Annotated in this window: 22 protein-coding genes and 2 pseudogenes; 13 read left to right on the forward strand and 11 right to left on the reverse strand. The window is 68.9% G+C overall.

What is annotated here, in order from left to right:
• Positions 1 to 356: 356 nt before the first annotated feature.
• From OHA84_RS02080 to OHA84_RS02095, 4 genes are all read right to left on the reverse strand, one after another.
• Entirely contained in the window at positions 357 to 1835 is a 1479-nt protein-coding gene (locus OHA84_RS02080) for an MFS transporter (protein ID WP_266976668.1), read from the reverse strand.
• Between the two features lie 675 nt (positions 1836 to 2510).
• Entirely contained in the window at positions 2511 to 3152 is a 642-nt protein-coding gene (locus tag OHA84_RS02085; protein WP_266976666.1) for an OmpA family protein, read from the reverse strand.
• Positions 3149 to 3676 carry a hypothetical protein gene (locus OHA84_RS02090; protein ID WP_266976664.1) on the reverse strand — a complete coding sequence of 176 codons (528 nt, stop codon included), beginning with the start codon at positions 3674 to 3676 and terminating at the stop codon, positions 3149 to 3151. The genes OHA84_RS02085 and OHA84_RS02090 overlap by 4 nt, the downstream gene beginning before the upstream one ends.
• 239 nt (positions 3677 to 3915) lie before the next feature.
• Positions 3916 to 4146: an HNH endonuclease gene (locus OHA84_RS02095; RefSeq protein ID WP_371591301.1), complete on the reverse strand. Its 231-nt coding sequence runs from the start codon at positions 4144 to 4146 to the stop codon at positions 3916 to 3918.
• Between the two features lie 90 nt (positions 4147 to 4236).
• Here OHA84_RS02095 and OHA84_RS02100 point away from each other — a divergent pair, with 90 nt between their 5' ends.
• Together OHA84_RS02100 and OHA84_RS02105 are read left to right on the forward strand one after the other, a co-directional pair.
• Positions 4237 to 4716, forward strand: coding sequence for a hypothetical protein (locus tag OHA84_RS02100; protein WP_266976660.1), 480 nt, complete (start codon positions 4237 to 4239; stop codon positions 4714 to 4716).
• Positions 4717 to 5193: 477 nt separating this feature from the next.
• Positions 5194 to 6456 (forward strand): PP2C family protein-serine/threonine phosphatase, encoded by a 1263-nt coding sequence (locus OHA84_RS02105; protein ID WP_266976854.1) that lies wholly within the window; start codon positions 5194 to 5196, stop codon positions 6454 to 6456.
• A 61-nt stretch (positions 6457 to 6517) separates the two neighbouring features.
• On the opposite strand, the gene OHA84_RS02110 is transcribed toward OHA84_RS02105, so the two are convergent.
• Both OHA84_RS02110 and OHA84_RS02115 read right to left on the reverse strand, forming a co-directional pair.
• Positions 6518 to 6868, reverse strand: coding sequence for a MerR family transcriptional regulator (locus OHA84_RS02110; protein ID WP_053683871.1), 351 nt, complete (start codon positions 6866 to 6868; stop codon positions 6518 to 6520).
• A gap of 2000 nt (positions 6869 to 8868) precedes the next feature.
• Entirely contained in the window at positions 8869 to 9492 is a 624-nt protein-coding gene (locus tag OHA84_RS02115) for a TetR-like C-terminal domain-containing protein (RefSeq protein WP_266976658.1), read from the reverse strand.
• A 110-nt stretch (positions 9493 to 9602) separates the two neighbouring features.
• On the opposite strand from OHA84_RS02115, the gene OHA84_RS02120 reads away from it, so the two are divergent.
• Positions 9603 to 10820, forward strand: coding sequence for a S9 family peptidase (locus OHA84_RS02120; RefSeq protein ID WP_266976656.1), 1218 nt, complete (start codon positions 9603 to 9605; stop codon positions 10818 to 10820).
• 483 nt (positions 10821 to 11303) lie between these two features.
• Here the strand turns inward: OHA84_RS02120 and OHA84_RS02125 are convergent, their stop codons facing one another.
• Positions 11304 to 12104, reverse strand: coding sequence for a rhomboid-like protein (locus tag OHA84_RS02125; RefSeq protein WP_266976654.1), 801 nt, complete (start codon positions 12102 to 12104; stop codon positions 11304 to 11306).
• A gap of 414 nt (positions 12105 to 12518) precedes the next feature.
• On the opposite strand from OHA84_RS02125, the gene OHA84_RS02130 reads away from it, so the two are divergent.
• From OHA84_RS02130 to OHA84_RS02140, 3 genes are all read left to right on the forward strand, one after another.
• The gene (locus OHA84_RS02130; protein ID WP_323182099.1) at positions 12519 to 12800 is read left to right on the forward strand and encodes a hypothetical protein; all 282 of its coding nucleotides are present in this window, start codon (positions 12519 to 12521) and stop codon (positions 12798 to 12800) included.
• 476 nt (positions 12801 to 13276) lie between these two features.
• On the forward strand, positions 13277 to 13789 hold the full coding sequence (locus OHA84_RS02135; protein ID WP_266976652.1) for a phosphatidylinositol-specific phospholipase C domain-containing protein: 513 nt from the start codon (positions 13277 to 13279) through the stop codon (positions 13787 to 13789).
• A 27-nt stretch (positions 13790 to 13816) separates the two neighbouring features.
• Positions 13817 to 14074: a hypothetical protein gene (locus OHA84_RS02140; protein WP_371591302.1), complete on the forward strand. Its 258-nt coding sequence runs from the start codon at positions 13817 to 13819 to the stop codon at positions 14072 to 14074.
• 118 nt (positions 14075 to 14192) lie between these two features.
• On the opposite strand, the gene OHA84_RS02145 is transcribed toward OHA84_RS02140, so the two are convergent.
• Positions 14193 to 15143, reverse strand: coding sequence for a zinc-binding dehydrogenase (locus OHA84_RS02145; protein WP_266976650.1), 951 nt, complete (start codon positions 15141 to 15143; stop codon positions 14193 to 14195).
• A gap of 143 nt (positions 15144 to 15286) precedes the next feature.
• Here OHA84_RS02145 and OHA84_RS02150 point away from each other — a divergent pair, with 143 nt between their 5' ends.
• The 7 genes and pseudogenes from OHA84_RS02150 to OHA84_RS02180 all read left to right on the forward strand — a co-directional run bounded on the left by OHA84_RS02150 (position 15287) and on the right by OHA84_RS02180 (position 20769).
• Positions 15287 to 15970: a TetR/AcrR family transcriptional regulator gene (locus tag OHA84_RS02150; protein ID WP_266976648.1), complete on the forward strand. Its 684-nt coding sequence runs from the start codon at positions 15287 to 15289 to the stop codon at positions 15968 to 15970.
• A gap of 1217 nt (positions 15971 to 17187) precedes the next feature.
• Positions 17188 to 17532: an EthD domain-containing protein gene (locus OHA84_RS02155; protein ID WP_266976646.1), complete on the forward strand. Its 345-nt coding sequence runs from the start codon at positions 17188 to 17190 to the stop codon at positions 17530 to 17532.
• A 40-nt stretch (positions 17533 to 17572) separates the two neighbouring features.
• Complete coding sequence (locus tag OHA84_RS02160; protein ID WP_266976644.1) at positions 17573 to 17938, forward strand: SgcJ/EcaC family oxidoreductase; 366 nt, start codon at positions 17573 to 17575, stop codon at positions 17936 to 17938.
• A 108-nt stretch (positions 17939 to 18046) separates the two neighbouring features.
• Positions 18047 to 18574 (forward strand): MarR family winged helix-turn-helix transcriptional regulator, encoded by a 528-nt coding sequence (locus tag OHA84_RS02165; RefSeq protein WP_266976642.1) that lies wholly within the window; start codon positions 18047 to 18049, stop codon positions 18572 to 18574.
• Positions 18575 to 19065: 491 nt separating this feature from the next.
• Positions 19066 to 19404 (forward strand): annotated as a pseudogene (locus OHA84_RS02170) (transposase); the annotation flags it as partial.
• Positions 19405 to 19515: 111 nt separating this feature from the next.
• Positions 19516 to 19896: a transposase gene (locus OHA84_RS02175; RefSeq protein ID WP_266976640.1), complete on the forward strand. Its 381-nt coding sequence runs from the start codon at positions 19516 to 19518 to the stop codon at positions 19894 to 19896.
• A gap of 573 nt (positions 19897 to 20469) precedes the next feature.
• On the forward strand, positions 20470 to 20769 hold the full coding sequence (locus tag OHA84_RS02180) for a hypothetical protein (protein WP_053676567.1): 300 nt from the start codon (positions 20470 to 20472) through the stop codon (positions 20767 to 20769).
• 8 nt (positions 20770 to 20777) lie between these two features.
• Here OHA84_RS02180 and OHA84_RS02185 read toward each other — a convergent pair whose 3' ends face one another.
• The 3 genes and pseudogenes from OHA84_RS02185 to OHA84_RS02195 all read right to left on the reverse strand — a co-directional run bounded on the left by OHA84_RS02185 (position 20778) and on the right by OHA84_RS02195 (position 21850).
• The gene (locus OHA84_RS02185; protein WP_371591570.1) at positions 20778 to 21002 is read right to left on the reverse strand and encodes a transposase; all 225 of its coding nucleotides are present in this window, start codon (positions 21000 to 21002) and stop codon (positions 20778 to 20780) included.
• Between the two features lie 245 nt (positions 21003 to 21247).
• Positions 21248 to 21646 (reverse strand): annotated as a pseudogene (locus OHA84_RS02190) (hypothetical protein); the annotation flags it as partial.
• A 30-nt stretch (positions 21647 to 21676) separates the two neighbouring features.
• Positions 21677 to 21850 carry a hypothetical protein gene (locus tag OHA84_RS02195; protein ID WP_266976638.1) on the reverse strand — a complete coding sequence of 58 codons (174 nt, stop codon included), beginning with the start codon at positions 21848 to 21850 and terminating at the stop codon, positions 21677 to 21679.
• Positions 21851 to 21867 lie beyond the last annotated feature (17 nt).

Genomic DNA, 21867 nt, shown 5'->3' on the forward strand with positions numbered 1-21867 from the left:
GTCGGCTCGCCGCGGGGCGATCTCGGCGAGCACGTCCCCGAATCGATCGCGCAGCCGCACTCCGCGCTGCCCGCCGTGTTCGCCGCCGCCGAGCCCGCCCCGCTCAAAGCGGCTCTGGACGCGGTGTGGCGGGCACTGCAGACGTACGGAGAGAATGGCGGGACAGGATTTGATGGCTCCTGGGTAGGCAGGCCGAGCACTTGGTAGGTCCGAGACGACGGTGCAGGCCGTCCGGACATCGAGTCCGCCCGCGGCTCGGTCCTGCGCCCCTTCCGTGACCCCGTCGCCGCCGAGGACGGCGAGGTCGAGGAAGGCCCATGCCCCGGCCGATGTCGTGGCCGGGGCCTGGGGGTGGCTCAGTCGACCTGGTTGTTGGCCTCCTTGGGCAGGCAGAACATCAGGGCCCACATCAGGGCGAGGAGGCTACCGACCCACCACAGCACGGTGATGAACGCGTCGCGGTTGAGTCCGGCGTCGGGCGAGCCGCCGGTGGTGGCGAAGAACACCAGGGCGGTCAGCGCGGTGCCGAGGGCGATGCCCAGGTGAATCGCGGTGTTGAACAGACCCGAGGCGGCTCCGGCGTCCTCGTGCGGGACCCGGGCCAGCGACAAGTCGGCGAGCGGGCCGCCGACCATGCCGAGGCCGAACCCGATCAGTACCACCGGAGCGGTCATCGCCGGCAGGGTCAGGTCCGCCTGGCCTCCGGCGGCCTGGAGTCCGTAGGCGACCATCGCAGCGGACGCGATGAGGGCTCCGGCCTGGGGAAGGCGGCGGGCGAAGCGCCCGCCGCTCTTCGCCGCGAGCGTCGCGCCGGCCAGCTCTCCGAGGGAGAGCAGCACGAAGGCCAGGGCCGCGTGGAAGGGGCTCATGCCCAGGCCGCGCTGGAGGTAGAGGGTCCAGGTCATGAAGAACAGCCCGCAGAGAAGGCCGTGCATCAGCTGAGCGGCCATGCCGCCGGAGAACTGCCTGCCTTGGAAGAGGGACAGGGGCACGAGGGGCGCGTTGTCCTGCTTGCGCTGCTGGTGGCGGAGGAAGACGCCCAGCGCAAGGAGGCCGGTGGCGAGCAGGGCGAAGCACCACAGCGGCCAGTGATGGAGGTGCCCCTCGGTGAGCGGGAAGACGATCAGGACGATGGCCAGTGCGGACAGCAACATGCCGGTGAGGTCGAGCCGGTCGGCCTTGCGGACGGTCGACTCGGGGATGAACCGGCGTCCCAGGAGGAGCACGGCGAGGCCAACGGGCACGTTGACCAGGAAGATCGGCCGCCAGGACAGCCCGAACAGGTCGGCCTCGGTGAGCAGGCCGCCCATCACCGGGCCCAGGACGTTGGCGAGGGACATGACGGCCCCGTACAGGCCGAACGCTTTGCTGCGCTTCTGCCCCTCGAAGGTGACATGCAGGGTGGCCAGGATCTGCGGGATCATCAGGGCGACTCCGACGCCCTGGAGCCCGCGGGAGCCGATCAGCACGCCCGGCCCGGCAGCGAGGCCGCACAGCAGCGAGGCAGCGGTGAACACGACGGTGCCGATGAGGAGGATCCTGCGCCGGCCGTAGCGGTCGCCGAGGCGCCCGCCGGTGATCAGCCCGACGGCGACGGGCAGTGAATAGCCGGTGGTCAGCCATTGCACCGCGTCCGGTCCGGCGCCGGTCGACTCCTGGATCGCGGGCAGGGCGGTCAGGACGACCGACTGGTCGATCATGTCCATCAGCTCGGCGCCCAAGAGCACCAGAAGGGCGATCCAGGCCCCCACAGCCATCTTCGACGGTCCAGGTGTGGGGTGGGTTGGGGGCTCGGTGGTGTGCTGCGGCTCGTTGTCGAGCGCGGAGGAAGACACGACGGGGAACTCCTGATCCAAAGGAATCGGGGAGCCCTGCCGACGGCCGCACCGGGGCCGGAGAACACGAAACCCGGGGCAGACGGCAGAGCTGCACCCGGGAAGGAAGACTGCGGGGAAGGGTGACGCAACTCAGGCCAGCGCGACGTCCGCCCCCGGACACGTGCGACGAAACAGCACGTGAGGAACACGGACGACTACATGGCCTGGTTGATAGGACGTCACCTCAAGATCGCTACAGAAGGAACAGGGAATCCGGTCACTGCCACCGACACCTCGGCACAGGAACGGGTCCACCATATGACGCCCCCGGGCCCCGACGCACACCAGATAACGGACCCACCACGTCGGCCCACGGGCCAAGGGACGCGTTGCGGATTCCCGCATGGACCGGTGTCCGGGCCGCGAGGGTGGCGGAGGTGCGGGCGCGGGCTGCCGGCGAGCGCGCCCGTCCACCACCGGCGGCCGATGCCGGGCCTCGTCCGCGTCCGCGTCCGCGTCCGCGCCGCAATGATCTGGATCGCCGACCTCCTGCACGTCGATGTCCGATCGCGACATGACACAGGCACTGAGGCAGTTCATATGGTTTCAAAGCAAACCGCACTAAATGCCGTAGGACTCACTTGCGTCCCGTGGCGCATCCCCGGCGGGGACGATCCGTAGACCGACCGCGCCCTACTTCGCCGCCCCCCGCCCGAACGAGATCTCCACCCGCCGGTTCTTCTTCCGGCCCTCCTCGGTGGAGTTGTCCGCGATGGGGTCGTCCTCGCTCTTGCCGGCCACCTCGTAGGCGATCCCGGATCCACCCAACTCCGCCGCGAGCGACGTGTGTACGGCCTCGGCACGCTTCGTGGAGAGGGTCTTGCCGTGGGCGTACGTTCCCAGGTTGTCGGTGAAGCCGCGGACCGTGACCTTCCGCGGACCGTTCTCCCTGATCTCCTTGGCGACCTCGGCGATCCGGGCGGCGGCTCGGCCGCTCAGCTCCGCGCTGTCCTTGGCGAAGAGGACCTCGGATTGGAGTGTCAGCTTGATGTCGTCATTCGATTCCTCGCGCCCCGAGTCGCCGGACAGGTCTCCGGAGACCGAGAGGATGTCGACCACCACCGGAGGGGCCAGCTTCGCGCCCTTCTTCAGCTCCAGGACCTCGGCGTGCGGATCGACCGGGACGGGTGGCGGCTCGGGCGAGGCACTGGGCGAGGGGTCGGCACGGGCCGCAGGGGCGTCGTAGAGACCGAGGAGAGTGGTCAGGCATACGGCGGTGAGTGCGCAGGCCGCGAGCCGGGTGGCAGCGGTGCGCCCCGTCGTCGCCGGCCTCACTGCGCGACCGTGATCTTGACAGGGGCGGTGCCGAAGGTCGGCATGGCGAAGTCGACCTCCGTGGTGCCCTCCGGCGGCGCCGGGAACTGGACGAACACCGGGGCCGTGTCGCCGGGCTGGAAGACCGTGTGGAACTGGTTGCACAGGCAGTTGCCCTGCGTGTCCCGTAGCGGGTAGTAGCGCTTCTTGCCCTTGAGGTCCGCCAGGGAGGCACCCGACGAGGAGTAGCCGTTCTTCAGCGACAGATCGTTGCCGCCGGTCCACTGGTTGGTGTTCAACGCCGCCTTGCCGTCGTTGCGCATCTCGCCGCGAACGGTCACCACACCGCCCTCGTACCGCTGCACGGAGTCGATGGTGAGCACCGCGCCGTTCGCGCCCTTCATCTCCAGACCCTTGCCCTTGGGGCCCGCGGCGGCCGGCTCTTCGGCGGCCGGCTTCTTGCCGTCCGGCGCACCACCCGAGTCACCACCCCCGCACCCGCTCAGCGAAAGCGTTACGACCGCAACGAGGCTGATGGCAGCCACCTTCGCCCCGACTTGCGCCATTCCATGCCAACTTCGGTGCCCAAGAGCGGTCTGATCCTGCATCTCGCGCATCATGCTTCCCCCTGGCTTCCCGTCCACTGCAACGCGTTGCACAGTAGCGCATGCGAACCCTGCACCCCAGTGACATGCATCGCACACATCAAACTCAACAGAAGTCCAGGAGAAGCCTTCTCCCTCTGGGCGTACGGAAACTGACCTGGTGTCCGGTAGCCGCGGTGTCAGTGCGAGGCGACAGCGGCCCCGAATTCGGTACTCGTCTTGAGCTTGTGGCAGCCCCGGCACAGCACTTGAAGAGTGCCGTCCGCGTCCGTCCCGCCGAGGGCGAGGGGCTTCGCGTGGTCCACATCCTCAGGGATGTTGCCACGGTGATGAAACGGATGGGCTCCACATGGAGCCTGCGCCGGGCTGTTGGCGGAGCGGGGGCCTTCCCGGCGCCGGACGCATGACACCTGTCACACCGCATGTGTGACCCGGAGCCCTGCCACGCATACCCGTGGCCCGGCCAGACTGGCGGTCAACACAGCTACCGCGGGGGCGACATGAACATCCTGAGCAAGAAGACCGTACTGGGCGAAGCGACCGACACCAGCGGCCTGGTACCCGCCGACTACCGGCTCCCGCTCTGGTTCTTCGCGTTCGAAGGCGTCCTCGCTGCCGCCTTCGACATCCTCAAGGCCTTCCCGGCGGCATGGCCCGTGCTGGTGCTCCTGCTCACCGCGAACATCACCATCTCCCTTACCCTCATGCGCAAGCGCATCAAGCTCGCCAAAGCACTGTGGCGCGGCAAGGAGACCCGCAGGGTCGCCCTCGCGCTCATCGCCCTTCGGATCGGAGGCCACTTCGCCCTGAACGCCTTGGGGCTGGCCGTCACCTCCACCCTCGGCCACGTGCTCTTCGCCCTCGTCATGGCCGCCGCCACGATCGGCCTGCTCGCCTACTCGCAAGCGGCCGCGCTCCGCGCCCTCACCACCACCGCTGCCACACCGCACTCGACGGGCACCCACGCATCAGCCGTGTGAACAACGCTCCGGGCCAACACCCAGGACATCGTCGACAAGCCGCACCGCAACCCGCACCGCCTGAATGTCGTGGCCATGAGCCAGGCGATGCAGGCGCGCACCCCGCACCGGGCCGGTTCGGGGTGGCAGCCGGTGCGCATCACGGCCGTTTCGTGCGCACCGTCGATGTCGGTGAGCCCTCCGCAGGCTCGCTCGTCGCCGTGCGGGGCGATGCCGCAGTCGTGCACGTCGATCCCGCACGGCGCCCCTGGCCCGAAAAGCTCCCTGGGCTGGTGGCGGGCAGGCTGCGGGGTCTCGGAGAGGGTGGCTTGTGGTGAAATGTGACCTGTCCGGCGCCGCCGCGGCGCGGATCGTCGCGTATCCGGGATGAAGCCCCGGGCCGGCGTCGAGCAGTAAGGGGTCGCTGTGACCGCAGGAGAGCCGGACGACGGGCAGGCCTCCGATCTTCCCGTGGGCGCGATCCGGCGGGGTGAGGCGATGACTTTGGCGGGGGCGTTGGAGGCGGCTGAGGCCGCGGCTCCCGTGGAGTCGCTCGACGTGGTCGCGCGCATGCTCAAGGAGCACCTCGGAGCCGCTTCGGTGTCCTTCCTGATCACTGACTTCACCGGCCGTTCGGTCGTACGGCTGGGCGCCGCGGGCAGCGTCGAGACCGGTGAGCCGGCCCGGCGGATCCCGCTGCGGGGCACCCTGTACGACGACGTGATCCGCAGCCAGCGGCCGAGGGTCGAGGACAGGGGGGAGCATCAGCCGGTGCGGGTCGTCGCCCCGGTGACCAACCGCGGGGACGCCATCGGGCTTCTCGAACTGTTCCTGCCCGCGGCACCGGACGCTCAGGTGATGCGGGAGATCGGCGAGACCGCGCACGCGTTGGCGTACATCGTCATCGCGAACCGGTCCCACACCGATGTGTACCAGTGGGGCCGCCGCACCGAGCCGCTGAGCCTGGCCGCGGAGATCCAGCACCGTCTACTCCCGGCTTCGCTGGCGTGTGAGGCGGCACAGTTCGCGGTCGCCGGGGCGTTGGAACCCGCCGACCACGTGGGGGGTGACACCTTCGACTACGTGCTCGACCGGGACACGGTCCAGCTCTCCGTGACCGACGCCATGGGTCACGACGTCGACGCCGCGCTGCTGGCCACCTTGGTGGTGGGCGCCCTGCGGCGGGCACGGCGGGCGGGTGCCGGCCTCGCGGAACAGGCCCACCAGGCCGACCAGGCCATGCGCGACCACGGCCGCGGGGGCTACGTCACCGGCCAACTGCTGCGCATCAGCCTGCTCGACGGCCGGACCGAGTTCGTCAACGCCGGGCACCCCTGGCCGCTGCGCATGCGCGACGGGCGAGTACAGGAGATCGTTCCCAAGGTCGATCCGCCCCTCGGCCTCAGCCTCCAGGCCTCGCGGGACAACATCTACCGGGTGCAGTCGCTGGACCTGCGACCGGGTGACCGGCTGGTGATGCTGACGGACGGCATGCTGGAGCGCAACGCCGAGAGCCTCGATCTGTCGGACCTGATCATCCGTACCCGCGTGCTGCATCCGCGCGAAGCCGCCCGCGCCCTCATCGGGGCGATCGTCGATGCCGTCCAAGGGCGTCTGGACGACGACGCGACCGTCATGTGCCTGGACTGGCACGGCGTCGGCAACTCCCGGCGTGACGCCGCCACCGGCGCCGACCTCACCGACGCCTCACGACCGTCCAAGGACGCGACGGCCCACTGCCGGGCCATGACCCTGGGCTGAGGAACAGGGCCGTCAGGTCGCGGACCCCGACTCGCCCGGCACCCGGTGTGCACGTCCCTCTTCAGACCTCGGACGGCGGATCCGTCGCCGCGGCGGCGTCGCGGTATTCGGCGTTGAGGCGCTGCGCTTCTTCCAGCTGGTCTTCGAGGATGACGATGCGGCAGGCAGCCTCGATCGGGGTGCCCTGGTCGACGAGCTCCCGGGCGCGGGCCGCGATCCGCAGTTGGTACCGGGAGTATCGGCGGTGCCCACCCGCGGAGCGAAGCGGTGTGATGAGGCGGGCGTCGCCGATGGCGCGGAGAAAGCCCTGGGTGGTACCGAGCATCTCGGCCGCCCGGCCCATCGTGTAGGCGGGGTAATCGTCGTCATCGAGACGGCCGCCGAGCGGACCGGTCGGATCTCCTGCTGTCATCGCACCTCTCTGGGGAACGCGTGGAGGGGCCCCGGTGCCTATGGCACCGGGGCCCCGAAGGAACTACTACACCATCTACCGGCCCTGATACTGCACCGGCCTTCTGTTTCCGCCAACCCGACCAATACGCGGTCGGGGATACGGGGATCGCGGTTGCTTGACCGGAGACCACCTCACTCACGATGTCCTGCGGTACCCGGACCCTGTCACCACGTCCGGGCGATCCTGATGGCGCTTCACTCCTCCGTTCATCCCTCAATGGACCAACTACTTGCCAAGCGGGGAACTGCGTACTGCCGGTACTTCTCTCACTCCTGGTCATGCGACCCGCTTGTACTGCATGCGACCTGACCAAGCGCCACATTCTCCGGCAGCCAGCCCCGTCGCCCATCCCGCATCCGCTCTGGCTTGGAACCCCACTGCCGAACCTCCCGATGCGCGCGCCCGCAGCCGACGCCTTCACCGAGGTACCACTCCACTCACTTCACTGCTGGACTGCGAACTTCCCTTACTGCTGGGTACTGCGCCACTGCGAGTACTGCTTGCGGCGGCCCCTGATCACCGCGGGCCACCCGGTCCGGTCGTCAGTCCCGTCGCCGTCCTGCAACCGCTCTGGCTTCGGAACTCCACCACCGCACCGTCCTGCGAACTACGAACTGCGTGTACTGCCACCCGGCAGTTCGTCTCTGCCAGGCCTTGCTGTCTCTCTGCGTTACGAGAGAAACCATAACCACACCACCGCCCGATGTCTACTCCAGCTGGCATAGATTTCTGCGCGCCTGGTGAGGTAGATATTCGGAGCCCACCAGGATTGAGAGTCGCGGTCCGGGGCACAGACGGCCCGGCAGGCAAGGCTGGACACGATCACCGTGACCGGAGCGCGAGATGACCACGACGAGCACCGGGCGCACAGCCCTTCAATTCCTGTCCGCTGTTGCCGAGGCACGCCAACACACAGCCCGGACCATGGTGTCGGCCTACTCCGGATCGACGGCCGGCACGAGGGTGCCCAAGAACGTGACGACGGTGGCGCGGGCGAGTTCGTTGACCATGTGCCAGCCGAACCCTCCCGTGCCGTGGACGAAAGCCTGAAGGCGGCAAGACCGTCCGCGCCCTGCTCCCCCGCCAGACCCGCCGCGTCGCGCAGGCCGCCGAGGCGATCCCACCCCCGATGGTCAGGCAAGCGATGGTGTTCGCGTGCTCGCTCCGCAGGCCCTTGCCGCGCAAAAGCTCGACGGTCATGGCGCTCCTCGCGATGCGACGACGGAACTCCCGCCGTCGCCCACACCCCCACCCACCGCATCCGGGCCCCGAGGCCTCGCCAACGCCCACTCCCGGAGCGCGGCCCGTCCGGGCGAGGGCAGGCGCGCGTTCAGTTTCCGCCGTGGTGGAGTGGCTCAGATGGTCGGGTGAGAGTCCGGGCAGATCGACGGCTCCTGCTTGCCGTTCCTGCATGTCGTCCGAGCAGAGCCAGCGCGCGGTCGCCGGGGCGCAGGTCGAGGCCCGGGGGGCGGGTGAAGCCGGAGTGCGCCGGGTAGGGCCGTGCTTGGACGAGTTCACCCCTCGAAAGATCGCAGTGCGGGAAACTGACGGGTATCGACATCCGCCGCAGAAACCACGTCACCGTCATGGGCCGTACGGACGGGCCGGTGCTGCTGCTGGCGCACGGGCTCGGCTGTGACCATGGGCTGGTCGGCGGCGATGGCGCCGGTGATCATGGGTAACGCGGACCGCCCAGCGCGGACCGAGGGTCGGCATGCCGAGGTCGACGGCGGCCGGGGCGGTACGGCAAGCCGCGTTCCGGCGCCGCCGCCGCACGAGGAACACAACGATCCCGGCGGCCACGGCCAACACCACCGGGGCGGGCATCCACAACCATCCGACCGCGGACGGGTGCGGGCGGCTCGAACGAGTTGCGTCGCCGCTCTCGCGGCATGCGGGCCGGCGGGGCGCTCAGCTGCTGGAGCTTGGGGGGAAGTCGGTGCTCGCCGGGCCGGGGGTCAGGCGGCGAAGGCGGCGACGAGCTTGTCGGTGAGGCGGTCGAGGTAGTCGGGGCCGGTCGGGGCGTGAAGGACCGCGAGGCGCCAGTAGAGGGGTCCGGCGAGGAAGTCGAGTGCGAGTTCGCGGTCCACGTCGGTGGGGAGTTCGCCACGTTCGACTGCCCTTTCCAGCAGGCCGGTGGCCTTGGCGCGGCGAGGGTCGCGGACGGCCGCGAGGAGCGCCTGCGCCAGCTCCGGGTTGCGAGTGCTCTCGGCGAGGAGGTCGGGGATGATCTTCGAGGGCAGTCGGTGGCTCAGCCCGTCGGCGAGGTCGACGAGAAAGGCTCGTACGTCGCCGCGTAGGGTGCCGGTGTCGGCGACCTCGGGCGCGTCCACGGCGACCTCGGAGATCAAGGCGACGGTCATCTCCAGTTTGGACGGCCAGCGGCGGTAGATGGCGGCCTTGCCCGCTCCGGCCCGCTTGGCGACCGCTTCCAGGGAGAGCCGCGCGTAGCCGACCGAGGCAAGTTCCTCGAAGAAGGCGGCCGAGATCGCCTGGGTCACCGAGTCCTGGAGCACGGGCCCTCCGGGGAGTCGGCGCTCACGGGCGGGGGCGGGGCTTGGGGGCGTGGGTGGGCTGGGCATGCCCCTGAACCTACACCAGGCGGAACGCTTGCGTCTCGACTAGGCGAGGGCTAGGTTGCTCGTAGACGAGACGCACCCGTTCCGTCTCGACAGTGAGCTGGAGGTACACCATGCGATTCCTGTACGAAGACGAGTCGTTTTCCTTCGAGACGTTGCGCGCGGCCGGGTTCGCCAACTACGGAGGCTCCGACCTGGGCGAGGTCCTGGCCACCGTCCGACACATCGGCGAGGGCGACGAGGAGGCCTGGTTGCGCGAGTGGAAGGCCACCGCGGAGCGCGTGCACGACATCGGCGGCCGCGCCCTGGCGGCCGGGCACCGAGTCAGCGCCCGCGAGGCCCTGCTGCGCGCGTCGAACTACTACCGCACCGCCGAGTTCTACCGCCGCGACGACCCCGCCAACGACCCCGAGGTCAAGCACCTGTCCACCCTCTCCCGCGAAACCTTCGCGGCCGCGGCGGCCCTGATGGACACCCCCGTCGAGGCCGTGCGCATCCCCTACCTGGACACCAGCCTGCCCGGCTACCTCTTCCTCGTCGACGAATCCGGCACCCCCCGCCCCACCGTCATCTTCACCAGCGGCTTCGACTCCACCCTGGAGGAGGCCTACTTCGCCGTAGCCGCCGCCGCGCTGCGCCGCGGCTACAACGTGCTGGCCTACGACGGACCCGGCCAGGGCGCGGCGCTGCGCGAGCAGGCACTGGTCTTCCGCCCGGACTGGGAGGCCGTGGTCACCCCCGTGGTCGACTACGCGCTGACCCGGGCCGAGATCGACCCCGAGCGGCTCGTCCTGCTCGGCTACAGCCTCGGCGGCTACCTCACCGCCCGCGCGGCCGCCCACGAACACCGCCTGGCCGCCCTGATCCTGGACGACGGCCTCTACGACTACCACGACGCCCACACCCAGGTCATGCCGCCGTTCCTGCGGGAGTGGGTCGAGACCGGACGCGACGACCTCGCCAACCCCGTCGCGAGCCTCCTCATGCAGGGCAGCACCCAGCTCCGCTGGGCCCTGCGCAACGGAGTGTGGGCGTTCGGTGCCACCTCGGTCGCCGACTACATCCGTCGCACCGCCGACTACACCCTCGACGGCGTTGCCCAGCTCATCGACTGCCCCACCCTGATCCTGGACGCCGAGAACGACCAGTTCTTCCACGGCCAGCCCCAGCGCGTCCAGGCCGCTCTGACCTGCCCGCACACCCTGATCACCCTCCCCGAAGCCGAAGGCGCCGGCGAGCACTGCCACATGGGGGCCATGTCCCGCTTCCACCAGATCGCCTTCGACTGGCTCGACACCACCCTGGCCCCGGCCACCCAGGCCACCAGCTGAGAGGGCGGTACGTGAGTCGATGCCTGGATGGAACGCTTCCTCAGTGTCGAACTCTTCGCCTGCCGCCTCCCCGTCGACTCCTTCCGCCTCATCGGGGCGCCCATCACCCACGCTCACGTGCCCACCGGCCCAGTCGAGCCGACTGAGTTTCGCAAGTGTCGTCACGGACGCGGGCCGTCGGCCCCTGCGGTGGAATCCGGCAGCCGGGCAGCCCGCGACCTATGGGGAGACGCGGGCCACCGCCGGCGGGCCGCACCGGTTCGGCTGGTGTCCGTCATCACCGATCGGCGACCGACGCTTGCCCTCCACGATCCCTGCCACTGCAACCTCCCCGTGAACTGGAAAACCCCAACGGTGGGACCAAAGGGACGGATACGGCAGGCGCACACCGGGCGCGTTGTCGACGCGATCAAACTGACAGGGCTCCGGCGGGAGATGCACGGTTGGGGCGTCTCCCGCCGGCTTCTGCCCCGTCAGTGACGATCACGACCCGCTGGGAGGTGTCTGCGATGCGGCTGCCGCTGCCGGCGGCATCGCTGCCACGGTGGTGGCCCGCTGACGACCGTCGTCGGCAGTGACCGAGGGAAACCCGGTGGTGCGGACCCGTGGCCGCCTGAAGCTGGGGACGGCCAGCAGTGCGAAGCCGAGGGTCGCCGCGATGAGATGGCCGACGGTGGTGAAGTCCGGCAGCGGTCCGCTCCAATCGGCGCCGCCGAGAGGCCAGGCGAGGACGAACAGGGCCCAGGGCAGGCGGGCCCGGCGGGGCAGGGCGAGCGTGCCGATCGCCAACACCGTCTGGGCTCCGTAACTGACTCCGTAGTCCAGGGCGTGACGTACGTCCACGGGATACCAGCCGTTACGGAGCGCGACGGCGATGACCGCAGCGGTGAGCAGGGTGGCCGCGACATGGCCGCCGAGGAACACGGCTGCTGAGCGCAGCTTCCCCCATCGGCGCTCCGCCCCGGCCAGGAAGCAGCAGACACCGAGGCCCAAGGTGATGAAGGTGCCCACGAATTCGGTCGAGGCGACATCCGTGAGCGTGCCGTCGAAGAACAACGCGCTGCCGAGCAGCGCGGACAGCGGATGATCCTGCAGGTTGTCCAGGTTGGTGCTGACGTGGCCCAGCACGGCGGCCGCCCGGTCGGCGGACAGTCCGTGGCCGATCCAGAAGTGGACGGCCAGGAGCAGGCAGACGTAGACGAGGGTGAGCGGTGCGCGGCGCGGGTACTCTCGCGCGGCGCGCAGAAGTCTGCCCGCAGGGCCCCACGGTGGCTGAGAGTTCATACTGCGGCATTCTCCAGGTCGAGCCGAGCGCGGGAAGCGACGGGTGTCGCTTGGCCGTCCGGCCGGGGCGCGCCACCGGTCTTCGTCCGGGCGGGAGTTCGGCGCCGGCCGCCGTCGCGCTCCGGTGCCGTGGCCGGGTGGAGGCCGCTGCCCGAGTAGCCGCCTACCCGGATCGAGCACACCTCGTCGTCAAGCAATGACGGAGCCAAGCGGCCGGGGCTACCCCTGCACGCCGGCATCACCCCAGCGATTCACCGCCGGCTGACCCAACGAGGACGATCCGGGGAAGACGCCGAGCGATATCCGGGAGTACCGCTCACATGGAATTGCGCTCCCCGCCAACTGAACGAGCGCCGTGGAGTGCGGCGCGGCGTGAGGCCTGAGGCCTGAGGCCTGAGGCCTGAAGCGTGAGGCATGAGGTGTGAGGCGTACGCGAACGATCAGAACAGCCCGGACAACACGCTGATCGCGGTGTCCGCCGCCTCCAACAGGAGCAAGGCCGACAAGGATCCGGCCGAGTGGCTGCCCTCCGACGGCTCGTACCACTGCACGTATGGCGCGGCGTGGGTCGGCACGAAGCTGCGCTGGGACCTGGCCGTCGACGAGAACGAACGCCGGCATCCGCTCCTCGGGCTCGCCGACGGCTGCCCCACCACCACCACCACCACCACCGTCGTCTACGAACCCGTCGTGTAATCCCTTGGCGGGCCGGTGCCTGGTACCGGCCGGCCGTCGCGAGGGACCTTGGCCGTCAGCCATCGACAATCAGCCCTCTTCGGTCGCTTTGGGTTTGCGGCGACAACGCAGGGTAGCCATCGGCCGCTCGGGGGACGCCCGGCGTGCACAACCAGACCACACGTGATCGCGCGCCCTTGCGCGCCTGGGACGCGCTGTTAGGAGCTCTTCATGGCCGTATCGACTGATCAGCCCACGAATAACGAGGGTTTCGAAGCACCCTGGAGCCGCCGCGTGGGCGGTCCGGGTAAGAGGCCGAACTCGAACTCGTCGCTTACGCGGGAGGGGGTGCTTGTCCGGAATACGGCGACGGCCAAGTCCGTTACGGTGCCCAGGCTCTCGTCTCCTCCTCACCGGACGGCGAGGGATCGGGGGACGGAATCAACCTCGCCACCACACCTCTGGACGATTTCGAGGCCGCCCCCAGGACCGGCTGGGTGCCGGTGGCCTCGGACTGGATGGCGGGCATCCCCGACCACGTCAGCGTCCGGGACATGTCCGTCCCCGGGACGCACGAATCCGCGGCCTACCAGGAGAACGTGGGGGCGGCGGGGTATGCGCTGTGCCAGAGCCGGGACCTGGACTGGCAGTTGAACAACGGCGTCCGGTACCTCGATGTGCGACTCCGCCGAATGGACTCCAAGGTCTTCTCCGTCCACCACGGCGGCTACTACCTCAAGCAGATGTTCGGCGATGTTCTGCAGACCTGCCGCAGCTTCCTGTCGAACCACCGCTCGGAAACCATCCTGATGCGGATCTCGCAGACCAAGTCCAGTGCGTCGGCCGCCGACTTCACGCAGACCTTCAACCACTACCTCGACACGTACTGGGGTGGTTCAGGGATGCGGAGCGACTTCTTCACAGCTCCACCTTCCCGACCCTCGGGTCCCCCCCTGTGGGACGCCCGCCCCGGGCGCCGCCGCGGACCGTGGACGCGCGGCGCGCCGTAGCTGCCGCGTGAAGCGGTGTGGGCGGCGGTGCTCCGCTCGGTCGGCTCAGCGTCGCGGACCGCGCCGACGGGAGGAACGACCAGCGTCTACCACCCCGTCGTCGATGAACCACGCCTCCACCGCGACGAACCCGCCATCGACGATGTCATCTTCGTCGTCCACTACCCCGACAAGGACAGCGACAGCGACGGGAAACTGCGGCTCATCGTCGCACTCTCGGATACCGAGTCGGCCGGCATGGCAAACGACAGGCCGGCCGACGTCTCGCCGCGGAAAACACCCTGACGAACACACACCGCGTCGTCGACCGCGGCACCGTCCGGGCGGGCCGACAGCCACTGCTTCCGACCAGGCGAACCACCCATCAGGCAGTGCAACCGGGTGATCTGCTCGTCCCGTCGAATCAGACGGTCAGAACGATCTTGCCGAAGGCGGCGCGGGACTCCAGCACAGTGTGCGCGGCCGCGGCTTCTTCCAGCGGGAAGGTGCCGTGCAGCACCGGCTTCAGTCGGCCTTCCCGCAGGTCGGCGAAGACGAGTGCGAAGGTCTCGGCGGCGGTCTTCGACGGTGCACTGGAGAGACTGAGCGCCGAGATGGTCCAGGACTGCTGGAAGTTCGCGAACAGCGCCATGCCGAAGTCGGTGGTGGGGGCACCCGCGACGACACCACTGATCACGTACCTGCCGTTCGGGCGGAGCAGGGGAATGAAGTCGGCCACGTCGGAACCGGCGACGATGTCGATGACGGCGTCATAGCGGCCGTCCGGGCCCGGGTCGACCGCGTCCACGCCCACGACTTCCGTGGCCCCCAGGTCGTACAGTCGCTGCGCGACGGACCGGTCGGGAACGGAGGCGATCACCGTCGCACCCCGAGCGGCCGCGAGCTGGGTGGTGAGCACGCCGATCCCGCCACCAGCACCGCGGACGAGCACCCGCTCGCCCGCCTTCACGTCGGCCCTTTCCACGCTTGCGGCGGCGACCAGGGAATTCACCCCGAGCGTTACCGCGTCATGGGACGAGACGTCCTCCGGTAGTTCCACGAGAGATTCGACGGGCACCATGGCGCGGTCGCTGTAGCCGCCGCCGTGTCCGGTCGTCGCGAAGACCCGGCGTCCCACCCACCCGGCGTCGTCCTCCGAACCGACCTCGACCACCGTGCCCGCCACCTCCAGACCGGGTACGGTGCCGGTGCCGACGTCGGGCTTGGCGCCCTGCCGTAGCAGTACATCGAAAAAGCCGACCCCGGCCGCTGTCACCGCCAATACGGCATGGCCCGGCTCGGCGGTCGGGTCCGGCCGGTCGACCAGCTTGAGGTTCTCCGGACCACCGAATTCGGTGATCTCTACTGCACGCATGATGTCTCCTCGTAGCGCCTGAAGGGGGAAGTGGCTGCCGAACAACGAGGCTCAGACATCCTCGGTGACCTCGATGCCGCGGCACGAGAGCAAGCTAATCCGCTAAACGGATGACCTCTACCATTTGTGGTTAGGTGAGAGACATGCCTGTTCAGCCGTCTCGAATCCAGTCCTCGTCCGCCGCCGAGACCCCCGTGCGGGGGCAGCGAGCCGACGCCCGGCACAACCGCGCCCGGCTCCTCCAAGCCGCCCGCGAGGCGTACGCCCTCAACGGCACCGACGTACCCTCCAGCACCATCGCCCGCAGGGCCGGTGTCGGCGCTGCCACCCTCTACCGGCACTTCCCGACCCGGGGTTCGCTGATCGCCGCGGCGTTCTCCGAGCAGCTCACCGAGTGCGTCGCAGCCTTGGACGAGGCCCTACGGGACGACGATCCCTGGCGCGGTCTCTGCTCCGCCCTCGACAAGGTGTGCAGGATGCAGGCCGAAGACCGCGGGTTCAGCGCCGCGTTCCTCGGCGAGTCTCCCGACGATCCCGCCCTTCATCGCGAGCGTGCCCGCGCCGAGGCAGGACTCGCCCGGCTGGTACAACGCGCGAAGGACACAGGGCGGTTGCGCAAGGACTTCGATCCCAGCGACGTCACCCTCCTGCTCCTGGCGAACAGCGGCATCGTGCGACAGTCCCCGGAGGCTTCCCTGGCCGCATCTCACCGCCTGCTCGCCTACTTCCTCCAGTCCTGCCGGGCCACGGATGGCGCGCCGTCCCTGCCTCCGCCCTCACCGCTGCGCCTCGACGACCTTTACGGGCCGCCACACCGAACCGACTGACCGGCGACTTCCGCCCTGGGGCGTGCCCCAACGCCTGACGCTTGCCCTTGAATTCCCGCCCCGGTACGCAGCGCCCAATGACCTCGTCTTCGGCCTCGTCGTCACCACGCAGGAGGGCGAAGGGCGACAGCGCATTGGCAAGGCGAACCGGTCCCATCTGTCCGTCGCCCGGTGAGCTGACGAGGGCGCGAGCCCCGCTGGGGCCATGTCGCAGGACACCATCGACCATGCGTGGCCCGCGCCTGGAGTTCTGTCCGTCGGCCTGCCACGGAGGCCGATGCGTGACAGCCGCCATGGCGGCGTGGCGTCATAGCGACTGCACCATGCTGAACTGCCGCTTTACGGGAGCGACTTCGCACCCAAAAGCGGTGGCATTGGCGCAGGTCACACAACAAACGTCTCTCCATTCGAGACGACCATGCGCAGAGTCGGGGGTCCGCGGCTCGCCACGGTTCGTGGTCGCGCCATCGCCGCCGGCGCTCGGCCTCCTCCAGGTTCAGGCCGCCGCGACCGGGCGTTTCATCACGTGCACCGCAAGCATGACTTTCGCGCCCGGCGAGTAGTTCTCGCGGGCCGCCGATCGGGGCGGCATTCGTCTCGGGGTGTTCCCTGACGCGGCTGCTGATCCGTTCCCGGCACAGCCGGTGCACGCCGGACTCCTCCCAGGGCATGGACCCGGGACTGGATGCCGCCCCCGCCCGGTGCACTTCGCCGACCGCTGGGGCCGCCGAGCCGCCGCGAGCCGCGTGTCGGGACCGTGAGGGGCGGCCTGGTCGCGACAACGTGTGCCGCCCCTCACGGCGATCCTGGTCCACCGCGCGCTGCCGCGCCCAGGAGACCACGGGAACAGGCGCACGGGTCGGAGCGCGCGCGGGGAACTCGAACAGGGCTGAGCCACCCCCAGTCGCGCCAGCCCTCCCGCCCTGCATCAACCACTCGACGAATTCGACGAATTCGTCTATGCCAAAACCGAACTGGGCACCTCCGACTGGCCCGAACACCGAAGCCCGCCAGCCGCGTCTCCGCCCACGGCAACCAGCGCGCCTCGGGACGCGGGCCAGCACTTCGACGTCGAGAACTCCGAAATACCGCTGATCGAACAGCCGGAATCATCCGGAGTGGGCGAGGTCCACGGACGCCCCCTTGCGTGAGGCTTGGCGCCGTGTGATAGTTGCCCCAGCAACTGTTGCCCCAGCAACTACTTTGGAGAGCAGCTCATGATCAAGATCACCATCCTGCTGACCCGGCGCAACGACCTCACCCACGACGAGTTCATCGAATACTGGACCCAGAAACACACACCGCTGCTGGCCCAACTGCCCAGCGACGAAGTGACGGTGAACCGCTACGTCCAGCTGCAGCCCACCGGCGACTCGATCCCGGGCATCGCGACAGCCCCGATCGACGGTGTGGCCGAGCTCTGGGTCGACAACGTCGCCGACGCCGCAGCGTGGTTCACCTCGCAGACCTACCAGACCGTCGTGGCCGAGGACGAGGCCAACTTCCTCGACCGGTCCAAGACCCAATTCCTGTACGCCACCGAACAAGTCATCTTCGGCTGAGTCCCCACCCAGCACTTCGCGATCACGAACGGATCCGACAATGCCTTTCTCACGACCCGAAGAAATGCACGCCACCTTCGCCAAGGCGATGCAGGACCACGACGTCGACGCACTGCTCGACCTCTTCGAGCCGAACGCGATCACCGCACTGCCCGACGGAACCCAGCTCACCGGAGCCGACGCCCGCCGCGACATGTTCACCGGCCTGCTCACGGCCGGTACCGGCATGGTCGGTACCCAGCGCACCGCCCTGATCGCCGATGAAATCGCGCTGACCTCGACGACTTACACGATCCCGGCCGACAAGGCAGGCGCTGCGCCGACCACTGTCACCACCGCGGAAGTCTCCCGCCGCCAACCGGACGGAAGTTGGCGTGTCGTGATCGATGCCCCGGCCTTCTCCTGAACCGGCACCACCGGCCGAGGGGGTCATGGATCGGCAGCAGACACAGCCGACGTACGCTGACGACACCGCCCCATCCGGCAACCCCCTCGAGATTCCGGAAGCCAACCCATGACCGACACCACCCGAGATCCTGCCGACGCCGTCGAACTCGGCGTCGAGTACCTCCTGGGCAACGAACTCAGTAGCCGCTGGGACTCCGACCAGAAGCGCGCGTGGGCGGGTGTCATGGAGATCTCGCGCCTGCTCCCGGCCAAGCACGATCGGGAAATGATCGCCGAACACGGGCTGAGTCTGACCTTGTTGCGCCTGCTCGGCGGCCTCAACGAACGCGATCAGCCGCAAGCCCGCGACCTGGCGGCCGATCTGGACATGAGCACCGGCAGGGTCTCCCGTCACCTCGCCACCCTCGAGGCAGCCGGGTTGCTGCGTCGAACTCACAACGCCGAGGACAAACGATCCCTGGATGTCGAGCTCACCGACGCAGGCCGCGCCCGTCTCGCCGCTGCCCGCCAGACGGCTCTGGAGATCGTCGAGCGCGACTTCCTCGCTCACCTCACCCCAGACGAAATGGCCACCCTCGCCCGCATCACCACCCGCGTCCTGCGAGCGAACGTCTCGACGGACAACGCGCGGTAATCGCGCAGGTAGGGCGCGCGTCGCGTGACCTACCTGCTCACCGCTTCGGTGACGACTCAGCCCGTGGTTACGGGAGCGGCCGGCACGGGCTTCCGGTATTCACACCTCGCCCAACGACTTCGACAGTGATGTACTGCGCGGAGGTGTACTCCCCTGGCTTGAACTGCCGGGCGACAACATTTTGACGACCGGAGCACACCGGCGTCCACTCGAAGGTCGCGGTGCCGGTCTCCGGGTGGTAGACGGCTACCCCGAGCCGCTACGCACCACAGCCCGCACGGATCCCATCCGCTCTCGGCCACCACCGCCCTGGACGCATATCTGACGAAACGACTCGCCCAAACCGCCATGACGGCCGAACACCAGGCGGAGTTGACGACGCCGGCCGCCGAGGTGATCGCCGACGAGGTCCTGCGCTACTTCGCCGAGGGACTGTAAAAGAAACGGTGTAACTCCGATCATGGAGGATTGCACCTGTGACCAGCGAGAACATAGCCACACCGCCCGAGGCCGCGTCAGCGGGCGTGGATGACCGGTTCCTGAACGAGCTCGTGGCTCGGTCTCAAGCCGAGGGCTTGCAACTGACGGGCGAGGGCGGCCTGCTCCCGCAGCTGACGAAGCGGTTGCCGGAGTCCGCTCTGGAGGGCGAGATGACGGATCATCTCGGCTATGACCGGCACGATCCGGCGGGCAAGAACGGCGGCAACTCCAGGAACGGCAAACGGTCCAAGACGGTCGTCACGGACGTCGGCCCGGTTGAGATCGACGTGCCGCGGGACCGCGAGGGCGCCTTCGAGCCGCAGATCGTCAAGAAGCGCCAGCGCCGGCTTAGACGTCGTTACTTGGAGCTCGTAACAGGATCTTGGTGAGATGTCCTGGTCAGCCGTGACCGGTGCGGCGATTCGGCCGTTCGGGATGGTGTGAGTACTCGGCCGTGGATCGTGAACGACGACTTGTGGGCATTGATCGATCCGCTGCTGCCGCCATGGCCGGAAAGGTCACCAGGGCCGCGTCCGGTAGCTGACCGGCTGTGTCTGCAAGGCATCTTGTACGTGCTCTGCAACGACATCGCCTGGCAACTCCTGCCGATGGAGCTGGGGTTCGGCTCAGGACAGACCTGCCGGCGGTGGTTGGAGCGGTGGCAGCAGGCGGGCGTCTTCGACCAGCTGCACCGCATCCTGCTCGCCGAACTGAACGCAGCCGGCCGGCTCGACTGGTCCAGGGCCTGCGTGGACGGCTCCCACATTCGGGCGAAAAAGGGGGAGCCGACACCGGCCCGTCGCCGGTCGACCGGCGGAAGACAGGCAGCAAACACCACCTGATCCGCGACGGACGTGGCACCCCGCTGAAAGTCATCACGACCGCGGCCAACGTCACCGACGTCACCCAAACCCTCGCCCCGGCGACGGCATCCCACCCGTCGCCGGCCGCCCCGGACGACCCCGAAGGCGTCCGGAAGCCCTGCTCGGCGACAAGGGCTACGACTCCAACCCCAACCGGCGGACACCGAGGTGGCCCGGTGGCAAACGATCGCCTTGATCCGACGGACCTGGGCGCGACCGCTCCGGCCATTGCCGATCACCCCGTTGGGGATGTCCATGTCGGTGCCGGTACCTGCGATGACAGCCATGTGGCTGGACTTCTCTTGTTTCACGAGTTTCTTGTCCTTGGTGTGCACCCGTCCATGAACAGCCCGGGTTTCCCTTCTGTCGTCGAATCCTAGGAATGCCGACACCGCACGTACTTGAACCTCCGCGACGTTCGTTCGGAACCTCAGCGCCATACGGGTGGCGAGTGGCTGTGTAGGTGAGTTTCGGGTTCTGGCTCACCTTCCGTGGAGGGCTGACGGAGTGTGATGTCAGTGCTGTGTGGTGGGATGGCCGGACTCTGCTGCCGTGGCCTGCTGGGAGTCCGCCTTGATGCCTGTGTACTCGTCTCTGACTCACGCCCTGGCCGAGGGTTTGGTCGATGTCCTGTGGTTCATTGAGGGCACTGAAGACGAGCAGATGGATCCGGACGACGCCGTCAAGGTCATGGAAGGCGTCGCCCACCTGGTCAGCATGCTGTCGAGCGACCAGCGGAACGAGTTGATCGAACTGCTTGGAACCATGGTCGAAGCCGAGTCTGACCCGGCACGGCGCGAGTTCCTGGAAGGGTTCCCGGAGGGCTTCGGGCTCCTTGCAGATGGGGTCTGACCTGTGCTTCACGAGTGGAGCAGGACACGCTCGCGGAGAAGGGCGAAGCCGACCCGGCCGAACATCTGACGTTTGAGCATCTTGATTCGGTTGACCTGGCCTTCGACGACGCCTGAGCTCCAGGGCAGGGTGAGGCCCGCGATGACCGCATCGCGGTCACGATCGATACCCGCAGCAAGCGTGTGGGGGCCAGGCAGATCGTCTTGCCGGACGGCACCGAGCCACTGCGGCAGCCGTTCGCCTGGCGCTCGGTGAGCATCTGGCCGAAGGAGCGGACGTGGCCGGTGAGGGCTTCGAGTTCAGGGCAGTGAACCAGAACGGCTTTGAGCCGAAGGCGCTCCGTCTCGTTGAGGGTCTCCGGTCGGCGGAGGATCCATCCGGCGACGACGCGGGGTGACGGTGGCCGAGCTGTGACGGGGCCCGGCGAGAGCGCTTTCAGGCGCGGCCCTGCGGTTGCGGAGAGGGCAGTGGCGAGGCCGCGGCTCGGGTGGCCGCCGTTGGTGGACAGTTCTTTGAGCCGGTACGCGGACAGCCACGCTTCCACGGCGTGCGTCTGGGCGGGGTCGGTGGCGGCCCGGGTGACTGGGGTCCTGTGCGCGCGAACGGTGCCGACGACCTGCTGCCCGTTCACGGTGGCGGGGCCGCTCCAGCCCTTGACGCACCGCATGAACAGCACCGTGCGCCGGCCGGCCAGGGTGTCGGCGACGGCCTGGGCGAACTCGGCGTGGAAGGCCTCGTGTCCGTCGTCCGGGATGGTGACGGTGCGGGCGTGCCGGCCGAGCCCGGCCGTGTACGCGGTCATGGCCCGCTCGTCGAGGCCGGCGAGGAGGCTGTGGGCGCCCATGCAGAAGCCGTTGAGGTGGACGGGCGGCAGCACCGGGGTGCCGGGCAGGGCGTGGGCGGCGAGTCAGGCCGCAGCCGTGATCGCGATCTCGCACTCGCCGTCCCCGAGGACCGCCACGATCACCCGGCCGGGGCCGGAGGCCAGGGCGGCGCCCTTGGCGAAGGGCAGGCAGCAGTCGAGCCGGCCGCCGAGGAAGTCCCCCTGCGGGCAGGGCCGGGCCGGCCTCGGATCCGCCACCTCGGGGAAGGACCGGC

It is taken from the genome of Streptomyces sp. NBC_00513, assembly GCF_041431415.1.
Taxonomy (GTDB): domain Bacteria; phylum Actinomycetota; class Actinomycetes; order Streptomycetales; family Streptomycetaceae; genus Streptomyces.

Coding starts and splice junctions, on each gene's coding strand:
- OHA84_RS02100 (WP_266976660.1), top strand. CDS start 4,237: ATGAACATCCTGAGCAAGAAGACCGTACTGGGCGAAGCGACCGACACC.
- OHA84_RS02105 (WP_266976854.1), top strand. CDS start 5,194: ATGACTTTGGCGGGGGCGTTGGAGGCGGCTGAGGCCGCGGCTCCCGTG.
- OHA84_RS02110 (WP_053683871.1), bottom strand. CDS start 6,868: ATGACAGCAGGAGATCCGACCGGTCCGCTCGGCGGCCGTCTCGATGAC.
- OHA84_RS02115 (WP_266976658.1), bottom strand. CDS start 9,492: ATGCCCAGCCCACCCACGCCCCCAAGCCCCGCCCCCGCCCGTGAGCGC.
- OHA84_RS02120 (WP_266976656.1), top strand. CDS start 9,603: ATGCGATTCCTGTACGAAGACGAGTCGTTTTCCTTCGAGACGTTGCGC.
- OHA84_RS02125 (WP_266976654.1), bottom strand. CDS start 12,104: ATGAACTCTCAGCCACCGTGGGGCCCTGCGGGCAGACTTCTGCGCGCC.
- OHA84_RS02130 (WP_323182099.1), top strand. CDS start 12,519: ATGAGGTGTGAGGCGTACGCGAACGATCAGAACAGCCCGGACAACACG.
- OHA84_RS02145 (WP_266976650.1), bottom strand. CDS start 15,143: ATGCGTGCAGTAGAGATCACCGAATTCGGTGGTCCGGAGAACCTCAAG.
- OHA84_RS02150 (WP_266976648.1), top strand. CDS start 15,287: ATGCCTGTTCAGCCGTCTCGAATCCAGTCCTCGTCCGCCGCCGAGACC.
- OHA84_RS02155 (WP_266976646.1), top strand. CDS start 17,188: ATGATCAAGATCACCATCCTGCTGACCCGGCGCAACGACCTCACCCAC.
- OHA84_RS02160 (WP_266976644.1), top strand. CDS start 17,573: ATGCCTTTCTCACGACCCGAAGAAATGCACGCCACCTTCGCCAAGGCG.
- OHA84_RS02165 (WP_266976642.1), top strand. CDS start 18,047: ATGACCGACACCACCCGAGATCCTGCCGACGCCGTCGAACTCGGCGTC.